Source organism: Pseudomonas sp. S8 (assembly GCF_050473925.1).
In the GTDB taxonomy this organism is placed as follows: Bacteria; Pseudomonadota; Gammaproteobacteria; order Pseudomonadales; family Pseudomonadaceae; genus Aquipseudomonas; species Aquipseudomonas parakoreensis.
In genome coordinates, this window is sequence record NZ_JBFDVZ010000007.1 from 1 (window position 1) to 15,765 (window position 15,765).

Annotated in this window: 8 protein-coding genes, 1 other RNA gene and 13 pseudogenes; 12 read left to right on the top strand and 10 right to left on the bottom strand. The window is 62.3% G+C overall.

The window, feature by feature from the left end; genetic code table 11:
• The 3 genes and pseudogenes from AB1J88_RS00515 to AB1J88_RS00525 all read right to left on the bottom strand — a co-directional run.
• Window positions 1-1,363 (bottom strand): annotated as a pseudogene (locus AB1J88_RS00515) (ATP-binding cassette domain-containing protein); the annotation flags it as partial.
• Window positions 1,360-2,326, bottom strand: a pseudogene (locus tag AB1J88_RS00520) (HlyD family secretion protein). The pseudogenes AB1J88_RS00520 and AB1J88_RS00515, both read right to left, overlap by 4 nt.
• An 81-nt stretch (window positions 2,327-2,407) precedes the next feature.
• The gene (locus AB1J88_RS00525; RefSeq protein ID WP_430289949.1) at window positions 2,408-2,899 is read right to left on the bottom strand and encodes an EVE domain-containing protein; all 492 of its coding nucleotides are present in this window, start codon (window positions 2,897-2,899) and stop codon (window positions 2,408-2,410) included.
• Between the two features lie 199 nt (window positions 2,900-3,098).
• On the opposite strand from AB1J88_RS00525, the gene AB1J88_RS00530 reads away from it, so the two are divergent.
• Window positions 3,099-3,254: a hypothetical protein gene (locus AB1J88_RS00530; RefSeq protein WP_086792358.1), complete on the top strand. Its 156-nt coding sequence runs from the start codon at window positions 3,099-3,101 to the stop codon at window positions 3,252-3,254.
• A 35-nt stretch (window positions 3,255-3,289) separates the two neighbouring features.
• Here AB1J88_RS00530 and AB1J88_RS00535 read toward each other — a convergent pair.
• The 4 genes and pseudogenes from AB1J88_RS00535 to AB1J88_RS00550 all read right to left on the bottom strand — a co-directional run bounded on the left by AB1J88_RS00535 (window position 3,290) and on the right by AB1J88_RS00550 (window position 4,709).
• Window positions 3,290-3,896: pseudogene (locus tag AB1J88_RS00535) on the bottom strand (5-formyltetrahydrofolate cyclo-ligase).
• A gap of 80 nt (window positions 3,897-3,976) precedes the next feature.
• A non-coding RNA gene (ssrS, locus tag AB1J88_RS00540) (6S RNA) lies at window positions 3,977-4,155 on the bottom strand.
• Between the two features lie 30 nt (window positions 4,156-4,185).
• A complete protein-coding gene (locus AB1J88_RS00545) occupies window positions 4,186-4,503 on the bottom strand; it encodes a cell division protein ZapA (RefSeq protein ID WP_430289950.1) in 318 nt (105 codons plus the stop codon).
• A complete protein-coding gene (locus AB1J88_RS00550; protein ID WP_222017815.1) occupies window positions 4,500-4,709 on the bottom strand; it encodes a TIGR02449 family protein in 210 nt (69 codons plus the stop codon). Before AB1J88_RS00550 ends, AB1J88_RS00545 begins: the two co-directional genes overlap by 4 nt.
• A gap of 130 nt (window positions 4,710-4,839) precedes the next feature.
• On the opposite strand from AB1J88_RS00550, the pseudogene AB1J88_RS00555 reads away from it, so the two are divergent.
• From AB1J88_RS00555 to gcvH, 10 genes and pseudogenes are all read left to right on the top strand, one after another.
• A pseudogene (locus AB1J88_RS00555) lies at window positions 4,840-5,402 on the top strand (YecA family protein).
• A 27-nt stretch (window positions 5,403-5,429) separates the two neighbouring features.
• Window positions 5,430-6,769 (top strand): annotated as a pseudogene (pepP, locus tag AB1J88_RS00560) (Xaa-Pro aminopeptidase).
• A pseudogene (gene ubiH / locus AB1J88_RS00565) lies at window positions 6,766-7,954 on the top strand (2-octaprenyl-6-methoxyphenyl hydroxylase). Before pepP ends, ubiH begins: the two co-directional pseudogenes overlap by 4 nt.
• Window positions 7,955-8,063: 109 nt before the next feature.
• Window positions 8,064-9,284: pseudogene (locus AB1J88_RS00570) on the top strand (2-octaprenyl-3-methyl-6-methoxy-1,4-benzoquinol hydroxylase).
• 213 nt (window positions 9,285-9,497) lie between these two features.
• A pseudogene (locus AB1J88_RS00575) lies at window positions 9,498-10,490 on the top strand (extracellular solute-binding protein).
• A 205-nt stretch (window positions 10,491-10,695) separates the two neighbouring features.
• Window positions 10,696-12,309, top strand: a pseudogene (locus AB1J88_RS00580) (ABC transporter permease).
• A 156-nt stretch (window positions 12,310-12,465) separates the two neighbouring features.
• Window positions 12,466-12,876 carry a hypothetical protein gene (locus AB1J88_RS00585; protein WP_430289951.1) on the top strand — a complete coding sequence of 137 codons (411 nt, stop codon included), beginning with the start codon at window positions 12,466-12,468 and terminating at the stop codon, window positions 12,874-12,876.
• A pseudogene (locus tag AB1J88_RS00590) lies at window positions 12,836-13,419 on the top strand (hypothetical protein). Before AB1J88_RS00585 ends, AB1J88_RS00590 begins: the two are co-directional and overlap by 41 nt.
• A 29-nt stretch (window positions 13,420-13,448) precedes the next feature.
• The gene (locus AB1J88_RS00595; RefSeq protein WP_430289952.1) at window positions 13,449-13,577 is read left to right on the top strand and encodes a hypothetical protein; all 129 of its coding nucleotides are present in this window, start codon (window positions 13,449-13,451) and stop codon (window positions 13,575-13,577) included.
• Between the two features lie 22 nt (window positions 13,578-13,599).
• On the top strand, window positions 13,600-13,983 hold the full coding sequence (gcvH, locus tag AB1J88_RS00600) for a glycine cleavage system protein GcvH (protein ID WP_430289953.1): 384 nt from the start codon (window positions 13,600-13,602) through the stop codon (window positions 13,981-13,983).
• Between the two features lie 152 nt (window positions 13,984-14,135).
• On the opposite strand, the pseudogene AB1J88_RS00605 reads toward gcvH, so the two are convergent.
• The 3 genes and pseudogenes from AB1J88_RS00605 to AB1J88_RS00615 form a co-directional block, all read right to left on the bottom strand.
• Window positions 14,136-14,792, bottom strand: a pseudogene (locus tag AB1J88_RS00605) (DegT/DnrJ/EryC1/StrS family aminotransferase).
• Between the two features lie 55 nt (window positions 14,793-14,847).
• Window positions 14,848-14,901, bottom strand: a pseudogene (locus tag AB1J88_RS00610) (hypothetical protein); the annotation flags it as partial.
• Window positions 14,885-15,220 (bottom strand): DegT/DnrJ/EryC1/StrS family aminotransferase, encoded by a 336-nt coding sequence (locus tag AB1J88_RS00615; RefSeq protein ID WP_430289954.1) that lies wholly within the window; start codon window positions 15,218-15,220, stop codon window positions 14,885-14,887. The gene AB1J88_RS00615 and the pseudogene AB1J88_RS00610, both read right to left, overlap by 17 nt.
• Window positions 15,221-15,374: 154 nt before the next feature.
• Between AB1J88_RS00615 and AB1J88_RS00620 the strand changes: the two are divergent.
• Window positions 15,375-15,765: pseudogene (locus AB1J88_RS00620) on the top strand (glycine dehydrogenase (aminomethyl-transferring)); the annotation flags it as partial.

The following is a 15,765-nucleotide window of genomic DNA, read 5'->3' on the forward strand; positions in this document are numbered from 1 at the left end:
TCGTCACGCCTTGTTCACGGGACAACTCGATCAACAGTCGCCAGAAGTCATCGCGGGCTGCCGGATCGACGCCGGAGGTCGGCTCGTCGAGGATCAGCACTTCCGGGCGGTGCAAGCACTGCCACCGCCAAGCGACAGACGCTGGGCGCAGGCCCAATGGCAATGCCCCGGATGGCTGGTCGGCGACCGCGAGCAGATTGAAGCGCTGAATCAATGCCTCGATGCGCTGTGCGCTCTCGGTTTTGGGCAGGTCGAACAGCCGCGCGTGCAGTTCGAGGTTCTGTCGCACACTGAGTTCGCCATACAGCGAAAAGCTCTGCGACATGAACCCGACCCGCTTGCGCGTGGCCAGATCCTTGGCGTTTACCGGGTTACCGAGCAGCGTCGCACTGCCTTCACTGGCCGGCATCAGCCCGGTCAGAACCTTCATGGTAGTGGTCTTGCCGCAGCCGTTGGAGCCAAGAAAGCCGAAAATCTCGCCACGCCCAATGGCAAAACTGACGTGATCCACGGCGGTGAAATCGCCGAAGCGCAGCGTCAGGTCGTGGGCTTGGATGGCGATGTCGTTGCTGTTGCCGGTGCGCGGTGGAATCACCAGCGGTTGAGCGTCGTGCTGGCTGTCACCCTGGAAATGGGTAAAGGCGTCATCGAGTTTGCCGCTGGGGGTGACGGCCGCCAGCTCGCGGCTCAGGCCGGTGGCGATCAACTGGCCGGCGTCGAGCATCAGGCAATGCTCGAATTGCTCGGCTTCTTCCATATACGCCGTGGCGACCAGCAGCGTCAGTTGCGGGCGCTGGCTGCGCACATCGTCGACCAGCTCCCAGAAACGCCGGCGCGAGAGCGGGTCGACGCCAGTAAGTCGGCTCATCGAGGATCAACAGGTCGGGCTCATGGATCAGCGCGCAGCACAGCCCGAGTTTCTGCTTCATGCCGCCGGACAACTTGCCGGCGGGGCGCTCGGCAAATTTCAGCAAGTCGGTCGCGAGCAACAGGCTGTGCATGCGTTGCTCGCTTTCAGCCCTGGACAGGCCAAACAGCGTCGAGAAGAACTGGATGTTCTCGCGGATCGACAGCTCGGGGTACAAGTTGCCGCCCAGCCCCTGCGGCATGAAGGCGATACGTGCATAGAGTGTGTCGCGATGCCGGCGATCCTGGATCGCGCCTCCGAGCACTTGCAGTTGCCCTTGTTGCAGGGGTTTTCACGCCGGCGATCAACCCCAGCAGGCTGGACTTGCCCGCGCCATCGGGGCCGATCAACCCCGCAGCGGGTTCCGGCGGGCAGGCTGAAGGCGATCTCCTTCAGCGCTTGCTGTTTGCCGTAGCGGTGGGCGATACCGTTCGCTTGAACCGCAAGGCTGCTCATTGCAGATTGGCCGGCCATTCGACAGGTGCGATCCGCACATAGCCGGCGCCGGGCATGCCGGGCTTGGCCTGTGGCACGGCGCTGGGCTGGGTCAGGCGCAAACTTGACGCGGAACACCAGTTTTTGTCGCTCGTCGCGGGTCTCGACTTCTTTGGGGGTGAATTGCGATTTGGCCGCGACGAAACTGATTTTTGCCGGCAGCGGTTTATCGGGCAAGGCATCAAGCAACACGCGCGCCTCGTCGCCCACGGCCAGGCGCCCGGCCACCGCAGCTGACAGATAGAGGTTCATGTACTGGTCGTTGGGATCGATCAGCAACAAGACCCGGCCGCCGGCACCCAGCACTTCGCCGGGTTCGGCCATGCGCAGCTGGATCACGCCATCAATCGGCGCGCGCAGAAGGCTGTCGTCGATTTCGCTGGTCAGCTGCGCCACCTGCGCCTGCGCTGCGCCGATTGTTGCGCTGACCGCAGATACCTGGGCGCGGGCTGCGGTCACCGCAGCGTTGCCGGTGCCAATTCGCGACTGCAGTTGATCGATGATCTGCGCGCTGACGTAACCGTGCTTGAACAGTGACTGCGAGCGGCCGAGCTCTTGCTGGGCCAGCAGCAGCTCACTCTGACGCAACTGCACATTGGCCTGAGCGGCGTTGAGATTCTCCCGGGCGCGCAGGACTTCGGCTTCGGCCTGATTGCGCTGGGCTTCGAGGGTGCGGGTGTCCATGCGCGCCAGCAGTTGTCCTTTGCTGACCTTGTCGCCTTCATCCACCAGCACCTCGGCCAGGCGCCCGGGCGTCTTGCTGGCGATCTGCACCTCGGTGGCTTCCAGGCGCCCGTTGCCCATCGACAGCCCCTCGACCAGCCGGCTGCTGATCGACATCCAGTAACCGAGGCCACCCGCGGCGGCGAGTAACACCAGGAGCGAACCGGCATATAGAAGTGAAGAACGGCTGTGCGTCGACATGGGGGCATCCTGCGGCTGTGGCGTCCAGTCTGACTGTTCAAGCGTTCCACTCGCTTGATGTCAGTCAAATGAGCGCCAAGCCTAGCCCTTTTTTCGGGTAAAAAACCGTGACCGGAGAGTTCTCAGCGCAAACCGAGCACGAACGGCCCACTGTTCGGCGGTCACCGGCATGACCGAAAGACGGCTGCCTTTTTGCACCAGCGGCATCTCGGCCAATGCGGTCTGCTGCTTCAGATAATCCAGTTTCAGCACCCGGGCAAAGGTCTCGACGTGTGCAACATCGATTGCACTCCAGGCGTTTTTCTCGGGCGTGGCTTTCGGGTCGAAGTAATGGCTTTCGGGGTCCAGTGCGGTGGGATCCGGGTACGCTGCCTGAATAATCCTGCCGATTCCGGCAATCCCCGGCTCCGGGCAACTGGAGTGGTAGAAAAAGAACTCATCCCCGACCGCCATCGCCCGCAGGAAATTGCGCGCCTGATAGTTGCGAACCCCGTCCCAGCGCGCTTTGCCGAGTGTCTCCAGGCCTTTGATCGAGAGTTCGTCCGGCTCGGATTTCATCAGCCAATAGGCCATGTCTTTTGCTCCTCAAGCGGTGATTGGACAGGTTGTCGGGCAATTTTATGACAAACCGACGGTCGGTTGACGTCAGCATTTGCGCCCGGGTTCACGTTGTCGCAAAATGCCGGCCCTTTAAAGCTTGACGCTGCTGCACGGCCTACGAACGGAAACCGCTGCTGTCATCGTGATGATGTGCCTTGAGGGGGGGCAATCGATGAAACGCAAACCGGATTTGCTATGGACTTTGGTTATTTTGTTCGGCCTCGGCGTCGTAACCACCGGTTATGCGCAAAGTCTGTGGACGAGCAAGACCGATGCACCGATTGAAGTCGCGCAGCAGGTCCAACAGTCGACCGCGTTCAAGCGCTGAAACAGCCTTCCCGACGCCGCTGACCTGCGCGGCGTCTACCCTGCGACATACCACGCCTTATCGGTGACCGTGCCCTGCAACGGTACATCCAGCTGGCCTGCGCCAGGCGTTCGACCTTCTGACATTCATGGGCCAGCCCCAGCAACGTCGGCTTGCGCCAGTTTTTGCGCCGGGCCAGGTAGGCCAGACTGCGGTCGTAGAATCCGCCGCCCATCCCCAGCCGTCCGCCGACATCGTCAAATCCCACCAGTGGCAACAGCACCAGATCCAGGGTCCAGATCCTGCGTTGCTGAGCCAGATTGGCTCGCGGTTCGAGAATGCGAAAGCGATTGGGCTTGAGCTTGTCGCCCGGGCGAATCCGCTGGAACACCATTTTGGTTCGCGGCCAGGCACTGAGCACTGGCAGGTAGGTGGCCTTGCCGCGCCGCTGGGCTTCGCGCAGCAGCAGGCGCGGGTCGATTTCACCGTCGGTGGGCAGGTACAGGGAAATGTATCTGGCCCGGCGAAAGTGCGGGTCTTGCGCCAGTTGGCGGAACAGGCCTTTGGCTGCCTGGCGTTGTCTTCGCTCGGGGTCAATGCGCGGCGCGCCTTGCGCAGAAGGCGGCGGAGTTGCGGGCGGGGCAGCAGCGCGGGTTCGGTCATGGTTCGGCTTCGGCAGGTGAGGGCGAAAACGCACGCATAAAAAATCCGATGCCGGCAAAAACCGGCATCGGATTCGAATCAGGCTCCCCGGATGAACCGCTGTCAACTTAGCCCTTGAACCCGAAAGTTCAAGGTGGAGGATGCAGTAGACTTTAAGGCTTTCCGTCTGGCGGACATGCACACCAGCCCAACGTGCAACCTCCAGGGTAGTGCAAATCGGCTCAGGGACATCGTCAACTGGCAAGCACCCCAGGGAGTGCCGCGAGTATACCTCAAGCGGCCCGGCGAATCAGCCCTTGGTGACGTCCGGATCGGTCGCCAGCACCAGATCGACACGATCGAGCAAGTCGCGCACCTGTTCACGGGTCGAGCCGCTGGCCTGGATGTCCGGGCGCTCTTCTTTGTGCAAGAGGTCGTGGGTGATATTCAGCGCGGCCATCACGGCGATACGGTCGGCGCCGATGACTTTGCCGCTGCTGCGGATCTCGCGCCATCTTGCCGTCCAGGTAGCGGGCGGCGCTGACCAGATTGCTGCGTTCTTCCTGGGGCAGATGATCGAATATTCTTTGTCGAGGATCTGCACGGTAACGCTATTGCTTGAACTCATGAGTCTTGCTCCAGGGCCTTGAGGCGCGAAATCATCGATTCGACCTTACGCCGGGCGATTTCGTTTTTTTCAATGAGGTGAGCGCGTTCCTCGCGCCAGGTCTTTTCCTGAGCTAGTAAGAGTGCGTTTTGACTCTTAAGTTGCTCCACTCGACTAATCAGCAGTTCGAGTCTGGCCATCAGCGCTTGCAGGTTGGTGTCTTCCATTGTGTCCACTGAGTCGGAGTCTGTCTGATGGGATAGCTGGCGGACAGCCTTTAATAGTCTTGGCGAGTCTGTCGATGTAGGATACAAGGCCTTCATTCTAGACATAGCGCCGTCTGGCGCCTAGCTGCCCATGACCATTGCGAATTCCCCCGTACCAAGCCTTTGCCACCCTGCTGACTGCCAGCGGCCACAACGTCTCGCCTGCCGAACTGCATGGCCTGCTGCTCGGCCGCAGCTGCGCCGGCGCCGGCTTCGATAACGAAGGCTGGTTGATCGACGCCGCCGAACTGCTCGAAGGCGATATCCAGGACAACGTCCGCAACGCCCTGATCGGCCTGCAAGAAATGGTCAAGGGTGAGTTGACTGGCAGCGACGTGACCGTCGTTCTGCTGCTGCCGGACCGATGATGCGCCGCTGGCCGACCGCGCCGCTGCACTGGGCCAATGGTGCCAGGGCTTCCTCAGCGGTTTCGGCCTGAACTGCCGCGACAGCAGCATGCTCAGCACCGAAGCGACCGAAGTGCTGCAGGATCTGGCCGCGATTTCCCAGGTGCAAGATGCCCTGGAAGAGTCCGAAGACGGCGAAACCGACTACATGGAAGTCATGGAGTATCTGCGCGTCGCGCCGCTGCTGCTGTTCTCGGAAACCAGAAAAGCCGACGTGCCGCCAGCCGCCAAGCCGTCGCTGCATTAATCGCGTGCCAGGGAAAGCCATCTGCCCATGACCCATATCCCCAAAGCGGAATACAGCCGTCGCCGCAAGGCCCTGATGGCGCAGATGGAACCCAACAGCATCGCGATCCTGCCCGCCGCCGCGGTGGCCATTCGCAACCGCGACGTCGAGCATGTCTATCGTCAGGACAGCGACTTTCAGTACCTCAGTGGATTCCCCGAACCGCAGGCGGTCATCGTCCTGATGCCCGGCCGCGAGCATGGCGAGTACGTGCTGTTCTGCCGTGAACGCAACGCCGAACGTGAGTTGTGGGACGGTCTGCGCGCCGGGCAGGAAGGCGCGATCCGTGATTACGGCGCTGACGACGCGTTTCCCGATTACCGACATCGACGACATCCTGCCGGGCCTGATCGAAGGCCGCGATCGGGTGTATTCGGCGATGGGCAGCAACCCGGAGTTCGACCGGGCACCTGATGGACTGGATCAACGTGATCCGCTCCAAGGCGCACCTCGGCGCCCAGCCGCCGAACGAATTCGTTGCCCTGGATCACCTGCTGCACGACATGCGCCTGTATAAATCGGCGGCAGAAGTGAAGGTGATGCGCGAAGCAGCGCGGATTTCCGCTCAGGCGCATATCCGCGCGATGCAGGCCAGCCGGCCGGGACTGTACGAGTACAGCCTGGAAGCCGAGCTCGATTACGAGTTTCGCAAGGGCGGGGCGAAGATGCCGGCTTACGGCTCGATTGTCGCCGCCGGACGCAACAGCTGCATCCTGCATTACCAGCAGAATGACGCGCTGCTCAAGGACGGCGATCTGGTATTGATCGACGCCGGTTGCGAAATCGACTGCTACGCCAGCGACATCACTCGCACCTGGCCGGTCAACGGCAAGTTCTCGCCAGAGCAAAAAAGCGATTTACGAGTTGGTGCTGGCCTCGCAGGAAGCCGCAGTCGCTGAAATCGCCCCGAACAAAAAACTGGAATCAGGCGCACGAAGCCACGGTTCGGGTGATTACCACGGGGCTGGTAAAACTTGGATTGCTGCAAGGCGAGGTCGACGAATTGATCGCGACCGAAGCTTATAAAGCGTTTTACATGCACCGTGCCGGGCACTGGCTGGGCATGGATGTACACGACGTCGGCGAATACAAGGTCGGCGGCGAATGGCGGGGTGCTGGAGGTCGGCATGGCGCTGACCGTGGAGCCGGGCATCTACATCGCCCCGGACAACCAGAACGTAGCAAAGAAATGGCGCGGCATTGGCGTGCGCATCGAGGATGACGTGGTAGTGACCAAGACCGGTTGTGAAATATTGACCAGCGGCGTACCGAAAACCGTCGCCGAGATCGAAGCGCTGATGGCGCAAGCACGGACCCACGCGGCATGAGTCGAGTCAATCTGGCAATCATCGGCGGCGGTCTGGTCGGCGCCAGTCTGGCGTTGGCCTTGCAGGCTGGGGCCAAGGCGCGCGGCTGGAAGATCGTCCTGATCGAACCGTTCGCCCCCGGCGACAGTTGGCAGCCGAGCTACGACGCCCGTTCATCGGCGCTGTCCTTCGGTTCACGGCAGATCTATCAGCGGCTGGGCGTGTGGCAGGAGATTTCCCGCCGCGCCGAGCCGATCAAACAGATTCACGTCTCCGATCGGGGGTCGCTTCTCCACCGCCCGTCTGTCGGCGATGGAAGAGGGCGTGCCGGCGCTCGGTTATGTGGTGGAGAATGCCTGGCTCGGCCAGTGCCTGTGGCAGCATCTGGATAAAGACGTGATCAGTTGGCGTTGCCCGGCGGAGGTTACGCGCATGGAGCCGCTGCCCGACGGTTATCGCCTGACCCTCAACGATGAAACCAGCATCGAGTGCGATCTGGCGGTGCTCGCCGATGGTGGCCGTTCCGGTTTGCGCGAACAATTGGGCATCAACGTGCGCAAGCGTCCGTACAACCAGAGCGCGCTGATCGCCAACATCACCCCGAGCGAAGCGCACTACGGCATGGCCTTCGAGCGTTTCACCGACGAAGGGCCGATGGCCTTGCTGCCGCTGCCGGACAACCGCTGTGCGCTGGTCTGGACCCGCCTGGGCATGGACGCGCAGCGTTTGGCAGACTTGAGCGAGCGCGATTTCCTCAGCGAACTGCAGGGCGTGTTCGGCTACCGCCTCGGCACCTTGAAACAGGTCGGTGCGCGGCATCTGTACCCACTGTCCTTGGTCGAGGCCGAGGAGCAAGTGCGCTCGCATCTGGCGGTGCTCGGCAACGCTGCACACAGCCTGCACCCGATTGCCGGGCAGGGTTTCAACCTGTCCTTGCGCGATGCCGATGCATTGGCCGCGGCGCTGCTCGCCAGTGACCAGCCGCTGGGCGACTTCGCCACGTTGCAGGCCTATCGCGAGCGCCAGCGCCTAGATCAGGAACTCACCGTGGGCTTCTCCGATCAGGTCACCCGCCTGTTCGGCAGCACCCAGCCGCTGGTGTCGCTGGGGCGCAACATTGGCTTGCTCGGTCTCGATCTGCTGCCACCGGCCAAGCGCTGGTTTGCCCGTCAGGCCATGGGGCTGGGGACGCGGCCGGATGCTTGAGCGGCGGGTCGGCACTTTCACTTTCAGCAGCGCGCCGCTAACTGGCGCGCTCGCTAAAACCCTTTACGGGCGGCGCATGCCGCCAGCGAGACAGGCTTAAAGCATGGAAATGCGCGCAGATCTGCTGATTGTCGGAGCCGGAATGGTCGGCAGCGCCCTCGCGTTGGCGTTGCAGGACAGTGGCCTGGAAGTGTTGCTGCTCGACGGCAGCCCGCTGAGCGTCAAACCGTTCGATGCCGCCGCGCCGTTCGAGCCGCGAGTGAGCGCCTTGTCGGCGGCCAGCCAGCGGATTCTCGAACGCCTTGGCGTCTGGGACGGCATCGCCAAACGCCGCAGCAGCCCGTACACCGACATGCATGTGTGGGACGGCAGCGGCACCGGGCAGATTCATTTCTCGGCGAGCAGTGTGCATGCCGAAGTGCTCGGTCATATCGTCGAAAACCGCGTGGTGCAGGATGCCTTGCTCGATCGTTTGCACGATTGCGATCTGGGCATGCTGGCCAACGCACGGCTGGAGCAGATGCGTCGTTCCGGTGACGACTGGCTGCTGACCCTGGCCGATGGTCGCCAGTTGCGTGCGCCGCTGGTGATCGCGGCGGATGGCGCCCATTCGGCGGTGCGCCGTCTGACCGGCGTCGCCACCCGCGAGTGGGATTACCTGCACCATGCCATCGTTACCAGCGTGCGCAGCAGCAAGCCGCACCGGATGACCGCGTGGCAGCGTTTTACCGATCACGGGCCGCTGGCGTTTCTGCCGCTGGAGCGTGACGGGCAGCAAGACTGGTGCTCGATCGTCTGGTCGACCACGCCGAGTGAAGCCGAACGCCTGATGGCGCTGGATGAAGCCGCGTTCTGCCGTGAGCTGGAGCGTGCGTTCGAAGGTTGCCTGGGCGAAGTGCTCAGCGCTGACCCACGGCTGTGCGTGCCGCTGCGTCAACGTCACGCCAAGCGCTATGTCGCCGAAGGGCTGGCGCTGATTGGCGATGCGGCGCACACCATTCACACCGTTGGCCGGGCAGGGCGTCAACCTGGGTTTCCTCGATGCGGCGGTGCTGGCTGAAGTGCTGCTGCAAGCCGCGGAACGCGGCGAGCGCCTGGCGGACGTGAAGGTGCTGAGCCGTTACGAGCGTCGACGCATGCCGCACAACCTCGCGCTGATGGCGGCGATGGAGGGCTTCGAACGCTTGTTCCAGGCCGACCCGTTGCCGGTACGCTGGTTGCGCAACGCCGGGTTGAAGCTGGTTGGAAGCAGATGCCGGAGGCCAAGGCTCTCTTTGTTCGTGAAGCACTTGGCCTCACAGGCGACCTCCCCGCGCTCGCCAAACCCTGAGTCGATAACGCTCTCTGTAGGAGCTGCCGAAGGCTGCGATCTTTTGATCTTGGTTTAAGATCGAAAGATCGCAGCCTCGTTCACTCGGCAGCTCCTACAGGGGTGTGTTGCCCTGTGCAACATCTGGTAACTCCTTGCCCAAGTGTTCGATTGAGCTGGTAAATGTGAGTCCTTATCATTTGGCCCACATTTTCCGACCGAGAGATCACTCCCATGTTGGCACCCAAGCGTCTTCTGACCGCACTGGCCCTGACCCTGATCGGCAGCACCACCGCCCAGGCCGCCGACGAGGTGGTGGTCTACTCATCGCGTATCGACGAGCTGATCAAACCGGTGTTCGACGCCTACACCGCGAAACCGGGTGAAGATCAAGTTCATCACCGACAAGGAAGCGCCGCTGATGCAGCGGATCAAGGCGAAGGCGAAAACGCCACCGCCGACCTGCTGCTGACCGTCGATGCCGGCAACCTCTGGCAGGCCGAGCAGATGGGCATTCTGCAGCCGTTCACCTCGAAGACCATCGACGCCAACATTCCTGCGCAATATCGCTCCTCGACCCACGCCTGGACCGGCCTGAGCCTGCGCGCGCGGACCATCGCCTATTCCACCGAAAGGGTTAAACCGGCGAGTTGACCACCTACGAAGCGCTGGCCGACAAGAACTGGGAAGGACGCCTGTGGTCTGCGCACGGCGAAGAAGGTCTACAACCAGTCGCTGACCGCGACCATGATCGAAGTGCACGGCGCCGAGAAGACCGAGAAGATCCTCAAGGGCTGGGTCAACAACCTGTCCACGGACGTGTTCTCCGACGACGTCGCGGTGCTGGAAGCGATCAACGCCGGGCAGTGCGACGTCGGCATCGTCAACACCTACTACTACGGTCGCCTGCACTAACAGAAACCGGACCTGCCAGTGAAACTGTTCTGGCCGAATCAGGCCGATCGCGGCGTGCATGTCAACCTGTCCGGTATCGGCCTGACCCAACATGCACCGCACCCGGAGGCAGCCAAGGCGCTGGTCGAATGGATGACCACACTGAAGCGCAGAAAATCTTCGCCGACGTGAACCAGGAATTCCCGGCCAACCCGGCGGTGGCACCTTCGAAGAAGTGGCAGCGTGGGCAAGTTCGTCGCTGACACCTTGCCGGTGGAAGTGGCGGGCAAGCGACAGGCTGAAGCGATCCGCATGATGGATCGGGCGGGCTGAACTAAAACCTTGGTTATATCCTTGTGGCGAGGGGATTTATCCCCGATGGGGTGCGAAGCACCCCAATGCCCTTAATCAAAGCGTACTGATACACCGCGGGCGTAGTTTTTACGAATGCTGCGCATCCGATCGGGGATAAATCCCCTCGCCACAATTGGGGCTGGCATTACGCTTGCGCCGACCCACGATTTATTAGAGAACCCCCTTGGCCCACCCCGCCCAACGCCGCTGGTACCCCCATCGTCCTCGCCATTGCCGCGCTGGTGCTGTTGCCCCTGAGTGTCCTGCTGCTGGTCGTGCAGACCATCGATCAGCAGATCTGGTCGCACCTGTGGCAAACCCAGATGCCGCGCCTGCTCGGCAACACCCTGACGCTGGTGCTGGGCGTTGGCGTCGGTGTGACGCTGCTCGGTGTCAGTCTGGCGTGGCTCACCAGCCTCTGCGAATTCCCCGGGCGGCGCTGGCTCGACTGGGCGCTGATGCTGCCGTTCGCCATCCCGGCCTACGTGCTGGCGTTCGTCTTCGTCGGCCTGCTGGGACTTCGCCGGCCCGGTGCAAACCCTGTTGCGTGAATGGTTCGGCAGCGGCTTGCGCCTACCACGCGTGCGCTCCACCGGCGGGGTGATTGTGGTGCTGGTGCTGGTGTTTTATCCCTACGTCTACCTGCTGGCGCGCACGCGTTTCTCGCGCAGGGCAAGGGCTTGATGGAGGCGGCGCGGGTACTCGGGCAATCGCCCATGGCAGGCGTTCTGGCGGGTGGGCGTTGCGATGGCGCGTCCGGCGGTTGCGCCGGTGTGGCGCTGGCGCTGATGGAGACGCTGGGCGGATTTCGGTGCTGTTTCGGTGTTCAATTTCGACACTTTCACCACCTGCCATCTACAAGACCTGGTACGGCTTCTTCAGCCTGCCCAGCGCGGCGCAACTGGCAGTCTGTTGCTGCTGGTGGTGATGCTGGTGCTGTACGGCGACGGCGCGCGCGCGGCGCCAATCGGGGCGAGCAACGAGCGGCCACGGGTCAAGGCGTTGTATCACCTGCGCGGGATCAAGGCGTTCGCGGCGACCGGCTGGTGCGCTCTGGTGTTTGCTTGCGCATTCGTGATTCCAGTCCTGCAACTGATTGTCTGGTTCTGGCAGCGCGGGCGCTTCGATCTCGATGAGCGTTACGCGGGCTGATCCTGCACACCCTGTATCTGGGCGGCATGGCGGCGTTAATCACCGTCAGCGTCGCATTGCTGCTGGCCTTCGCCCGACGACTGGCGCGACCCCGGCGATCCGTTCCGGGTCAGTCTGGCCAATCTCGGTTATGCACTGCCGGGCTCGGTGTTGGCTGTGTCGATCATGCTCGCGTTCAGTTATCTCGACGCGAACTGGTGATCCGCTGTCGGGCTGGCTCGGCGGCGCCGGCAAGCCGCTGCTGCTGGGCAGTCTGGCGGCGTTGCTGATGGCCTATCTGGTGCGTTTCATCGCGGTGGCGTACGGGCCGCTGGAAAACAGTCTGGCGCGTATACGGCCCTCATTGCCGAAGCGGCACGTAGCCTCGGTGTCAGTGGGCCGCGACTGTTTTTCAAAGTGTATCTGCCGCTGTTGCTGCCCGGCACGCTGAGTGCGGCGCTGCTGGTGTTTGTCGATGTGCTCAAGGAAATGCCCGCGACCCTGCTGATGCGCCCGTTTGGCTGGGACACGCTGGCGGTGCGGATCTTCGGAAATGACCAGTGAGGGCGAGTGGGCGCGGGCGTCGCTGCCGGCGCTGACCCTGGTGTTGGTCGGCCTGTTACCGGTCATTGGCCTGATCCGCCGCTCGGCGCACCGAAACACTTAGTAGTGAGAGCTGAATCATGCGGCTACAATGCGCGGCATTCGGTGCGGTTCGTCTGACAGACCCGTTCGCTGAAATCGGCTGAAAGCCTTCTATTAGCGGCTTTCACCCCGTGCAGCGGCTGTCCGCACCTTCGCCACGCCCCGGAAGGAGAAACCCATGGGACAGCGTACGCCTCTGTATGACCTGCATCTCGCCCTCGGCGCGAAGATGGTCGATTTTGGCGGTTGGGACATGCCACTGCATTACGGCTCGCAGGTCGAGGAACACCATGAGGTGCGCCGCGATTGCGGGGTGTTCGATGTTCCCCACATGACCGTGATCGATGTCACCGGTGTCCAGGGCAAGGCCTGCTGCAGCATTTGCTGGCCAATGACGTCGAGCCGCCTGCACCGACCCGGCCGCGCGCTCTACAGCACGATGCTCAACGAGCGTGGCGGCATCGTCGACGACATGATCGTCTATCGCCTCGAAGACCGTTATCGTCTGGTGTTCAACGCCTCCAACTCGCGACCAGGATCTGGCGTGGATGCAGGCGCAGGTCGCCGGTTACGACGTGCAATTGCATGAGCGTCAGGATCTGGCGATGCTCGCCATTCAAGGCCCAGCAGGCCGGCAGAAAATTGCCGAACTGGTGACCCAGTCCCGCGCCGAACTGATCAAAACATCTCAAACCGTTCGAAGCTCACGTCGATGGCGACTTGGTTCATATGCGCGCACCGGCTACACCGGTGAGGATGGCCTGGAAATCGCCTTGCCGGCCGAGCAGGCGCCGGGATTTTTCAACGATCTGGTCGGTGCCGCATTTCGCCGATCGGCCTCGGCGCCCGCGATACGTTGCGGGTCGAGGCCGGGATGAACCTCTACGGCCAGGACATTCATCAAGATGTGTCGCCGCTGGCATCCAATATGGCCTGGAGCATTGCCTGGGAACCGACCTCGCGGCAGTTCATCGGGCGTGCTGCGCTGGAAGCGGAAAAAGCCGCCGGCGTTGCGCACAAACTGGTGGGGCTGGTGCTTGAGGAGCGCGGTGTTTTACGTGCCCATCAGGTGGTTCGTATCGCCGATGTTGGCGAAGGAGAGATCACCAGTGTAGTTTCTCTCCTACGCTAAGCAAATCGATTGCCCTGGCGCGTGTACCGATGGCCACTGCCGACCGCGCCGAAGTGGAAATCCGTGGCAAGTGGTATCCGGTACGAGTGGTCAAACCGACCTTCGTGCGCCCATGGCAAAACCTTGATCTGACCTTTTCCGGCGGGCCTGACCGCTGACAATTTCTTGAGGACACCGAGCATGAGCAATATCCCCGCTGAACTGCGTTTTGCCGAAAGTCATGAGTGGGCGCGTCTGGAAGCCGACGGCACCGTTACCGTGGGCATCAGCGATCACGCGCAGGAAGCGCTGGGCGATGTGGTGTTTGTCGAGTTGACTGAAGTGGGCAAGGTGTTTGCAGCCGGTGAAGCGGCCGGTGTGGTCGAGTCCGTGAAAGCGGCGTCCGACATCTACTCGCCGATCAGCGGCGAAGTGACCGCGGTCAACGAAGCACTGGCTGACTCGCCGGAAGAACTGAACAACGATCCGTACGCCGCCTGGATCTTCAAGCTCAAGCCAAGCGACAAGTCCGAGCTGGACAATCTGCTCGACGCTACCGCCTACCAGAAAAGCATCGACGAGTAATCTCGCCCCTGTAGGAGCTGCCGCAGGCTGCGATCTTTTGATTTTGTTTTTGAAGCAAGATCAAAAGATCGCAGCCTGCGGCAGCGCCTACATTGATCAGGGCTGCAATACGGCTTTGACTGCCGCCACCGAACGCTCGACATCGTCCCTGGTCATGCTGGTGAACATCGCAGCGACACAATCAGTCGCCCGACGCGCTCGGCCACCGGCAGCATCCCTTCCTTGAAACCGCGCTCGCGGTACAGACTCAGCAAATGAATCGGCGGGTAGTGATAGCCGATGCCGATGCCGTGTGCCTGCATCTGTTCCATGAACGTAGCGCGGGCCGGCAAGCCGTCCTTGCGCTCCGGCAGGACCAGCTGAAACAGGTGCCAGTTGCTGTGAGTGAAATCCGCGGGCGGCAATTGCGCGCCATAGATCGCTCGAAGTCATCGCCAAAACATTTGAAGTAATGACGGGCCAGTTCCTGACGATGGGCGGTCAGCGCCTCGATATGGGCGAATTGACCCAGACCGATGGTTGCGGCGACGTCGGTTCATGTTGAACTTGCCGCCGAGCACATCAACGTCGAGACCGTCGAAGCCGTTGCGGGTTACGCCTTGCAGGCGATATTTCTCCGCCAGCCGCGCTTCTTCCGGAGTATTCAGCACCAGACAGCCGCCCTCGGAACAGGTCACGTTCTTGTTGGCCTGGAAACTGAACGACACGAAGTCGCCAGTGGCGCCGATGCGCTGACCATTCCAGCTCGAACCCAACGCCTGCGCGGCGTCTTCGACGATGCGCAGATTGTGTTTGTGCGCGATGGGCATATAGCCGATCCATGTCCACCGGCAGGCCGGCGAGGTACACCGGAATCAGCGCTTTGGTGCGTGGGGTGATCGCTGCCTCGAGCTTGTCCAGATCAATGTTGCGGGTCACCGGGTCGATGTCGGCGAACACCCGGGGTGGCGCCGACTTCGAGGATCACGTTGGCGGTGGCGACCCAGGAAATCGGCGTGGTGATCACTTCGTCACCCGGGCCAATGCCGGCGATGCGCAGGGCGATTTCCATGGTGCAGGTGCCGGAGTTGAAGGTGCGCACCGGGCGTCCGCCGAAATATTCCGACAACTGCGCTTCAAAGGCCTGGACCTTCGGCCCGCTGGTGATCCAGCCGGAGCGCAGCACATCGCCGACGGCGGCAATCGTGGCTTCATCAATGACAGGTTTGGAAACGGCAGGAACGGGCAGTTGGCTCATGAGGGTTCGATCATCCGGAAGTTGGACGCCTGATGCAGGCGCTACAGCATGCCCCGGAACCCCCGCTGCCGCCAAGCCGTGCGCGTCGGAATCGGCTGCTATGCTGGTTTGACCGTGTTGCATTGACGCCGAGCAGCCAAGAGAGAGCCCGTCATTGTCCCAGTTGCCATCCTTGAGCCAGTTACGCGACCCCGAAGCCTTCCTGCGCCGCCATTTGGGCCCCGACGTTGCCGAGCAACAGGCGATGCTCGACAGCCTCGGTCTGGGCAGCCGGGTTGAACTGATCGAGCAGACGGTGCCGCCGGGCATTCGCCTGAACCGGGCGCTGGACTTGCCGCCGGCCCTTGATGAGCAAGCGGCGCTGGCCAAGCTGCGCGGTTACGCCGAGCAGAATCAGGTCTGGACCAGCCTGATCGGCATGGGCTACCACGGCACGCTCACGCCGACGGTCATCCTGCGCAATGTGCTGGAAAATCCCGGTTGGTACACCGCCTACACCCCGTATCAACCGGAGATCGCCCAGGGCCGTCTCGAAGCGTTGCTGA

Coding starts and splice junctions, on each gene's coding strand:
- AB1J88_RS00525 (WP_430289949.1), bottom strand. CDS start 2,899: ATGGCCTATTGGCTGATGAAATCCGAGCCGGACGAACTCTCGATCAAA.
- AB1J88_RS00530 (WP_086792358.1), top strand. CDS start 3,099: ATGAAACGCAAACCGGATTTGCTATGGACTTTGGTTATTTTGTTCGGC.
- AB1J88_RS00545 (WP_430289950.1), bottom strand. CDS start 4,503: ATGAGTTCAAGCAATAGCGTTACCGTGCAGATCCTCGACAAAGAATAT.
- AB1J88_RS00550 (WP_222017815.1), bottom strand. CDS start 4,709: ATGGAAGACACCAACCTGCAAGCGCTGATGGCCAGACTCGAACTGCTG.
- AB1J88_RS00585 (WP_430289951.1), top strand. CDS start 12,466: ATGGGACAGCGTACGCCTCTGTATGACCTGCATCTCGCCCTCGGCGCG.
- AB1J88_RS00595 (WP_430289952.1), top strand. CDS start 13,449: ATGGCCACTGCCGACCGCGCCGAAGTGGAAATCCGTGGCAAGTGGTAT.
- gcvH (WP_430289953.1), top strand. CDS start 13,600: ATGAGCAATATCCCCGCTGAACTGCGTTTTGCCGAAAGTCATGAGTGG.
- AB1J88_RS00615 (WP_430289954.1), bottom strand. CDS start 15,220: ATGAGCCAACTGCCCGTTCCTGCCGTTTCCAAACCTGTCATTGATGAA.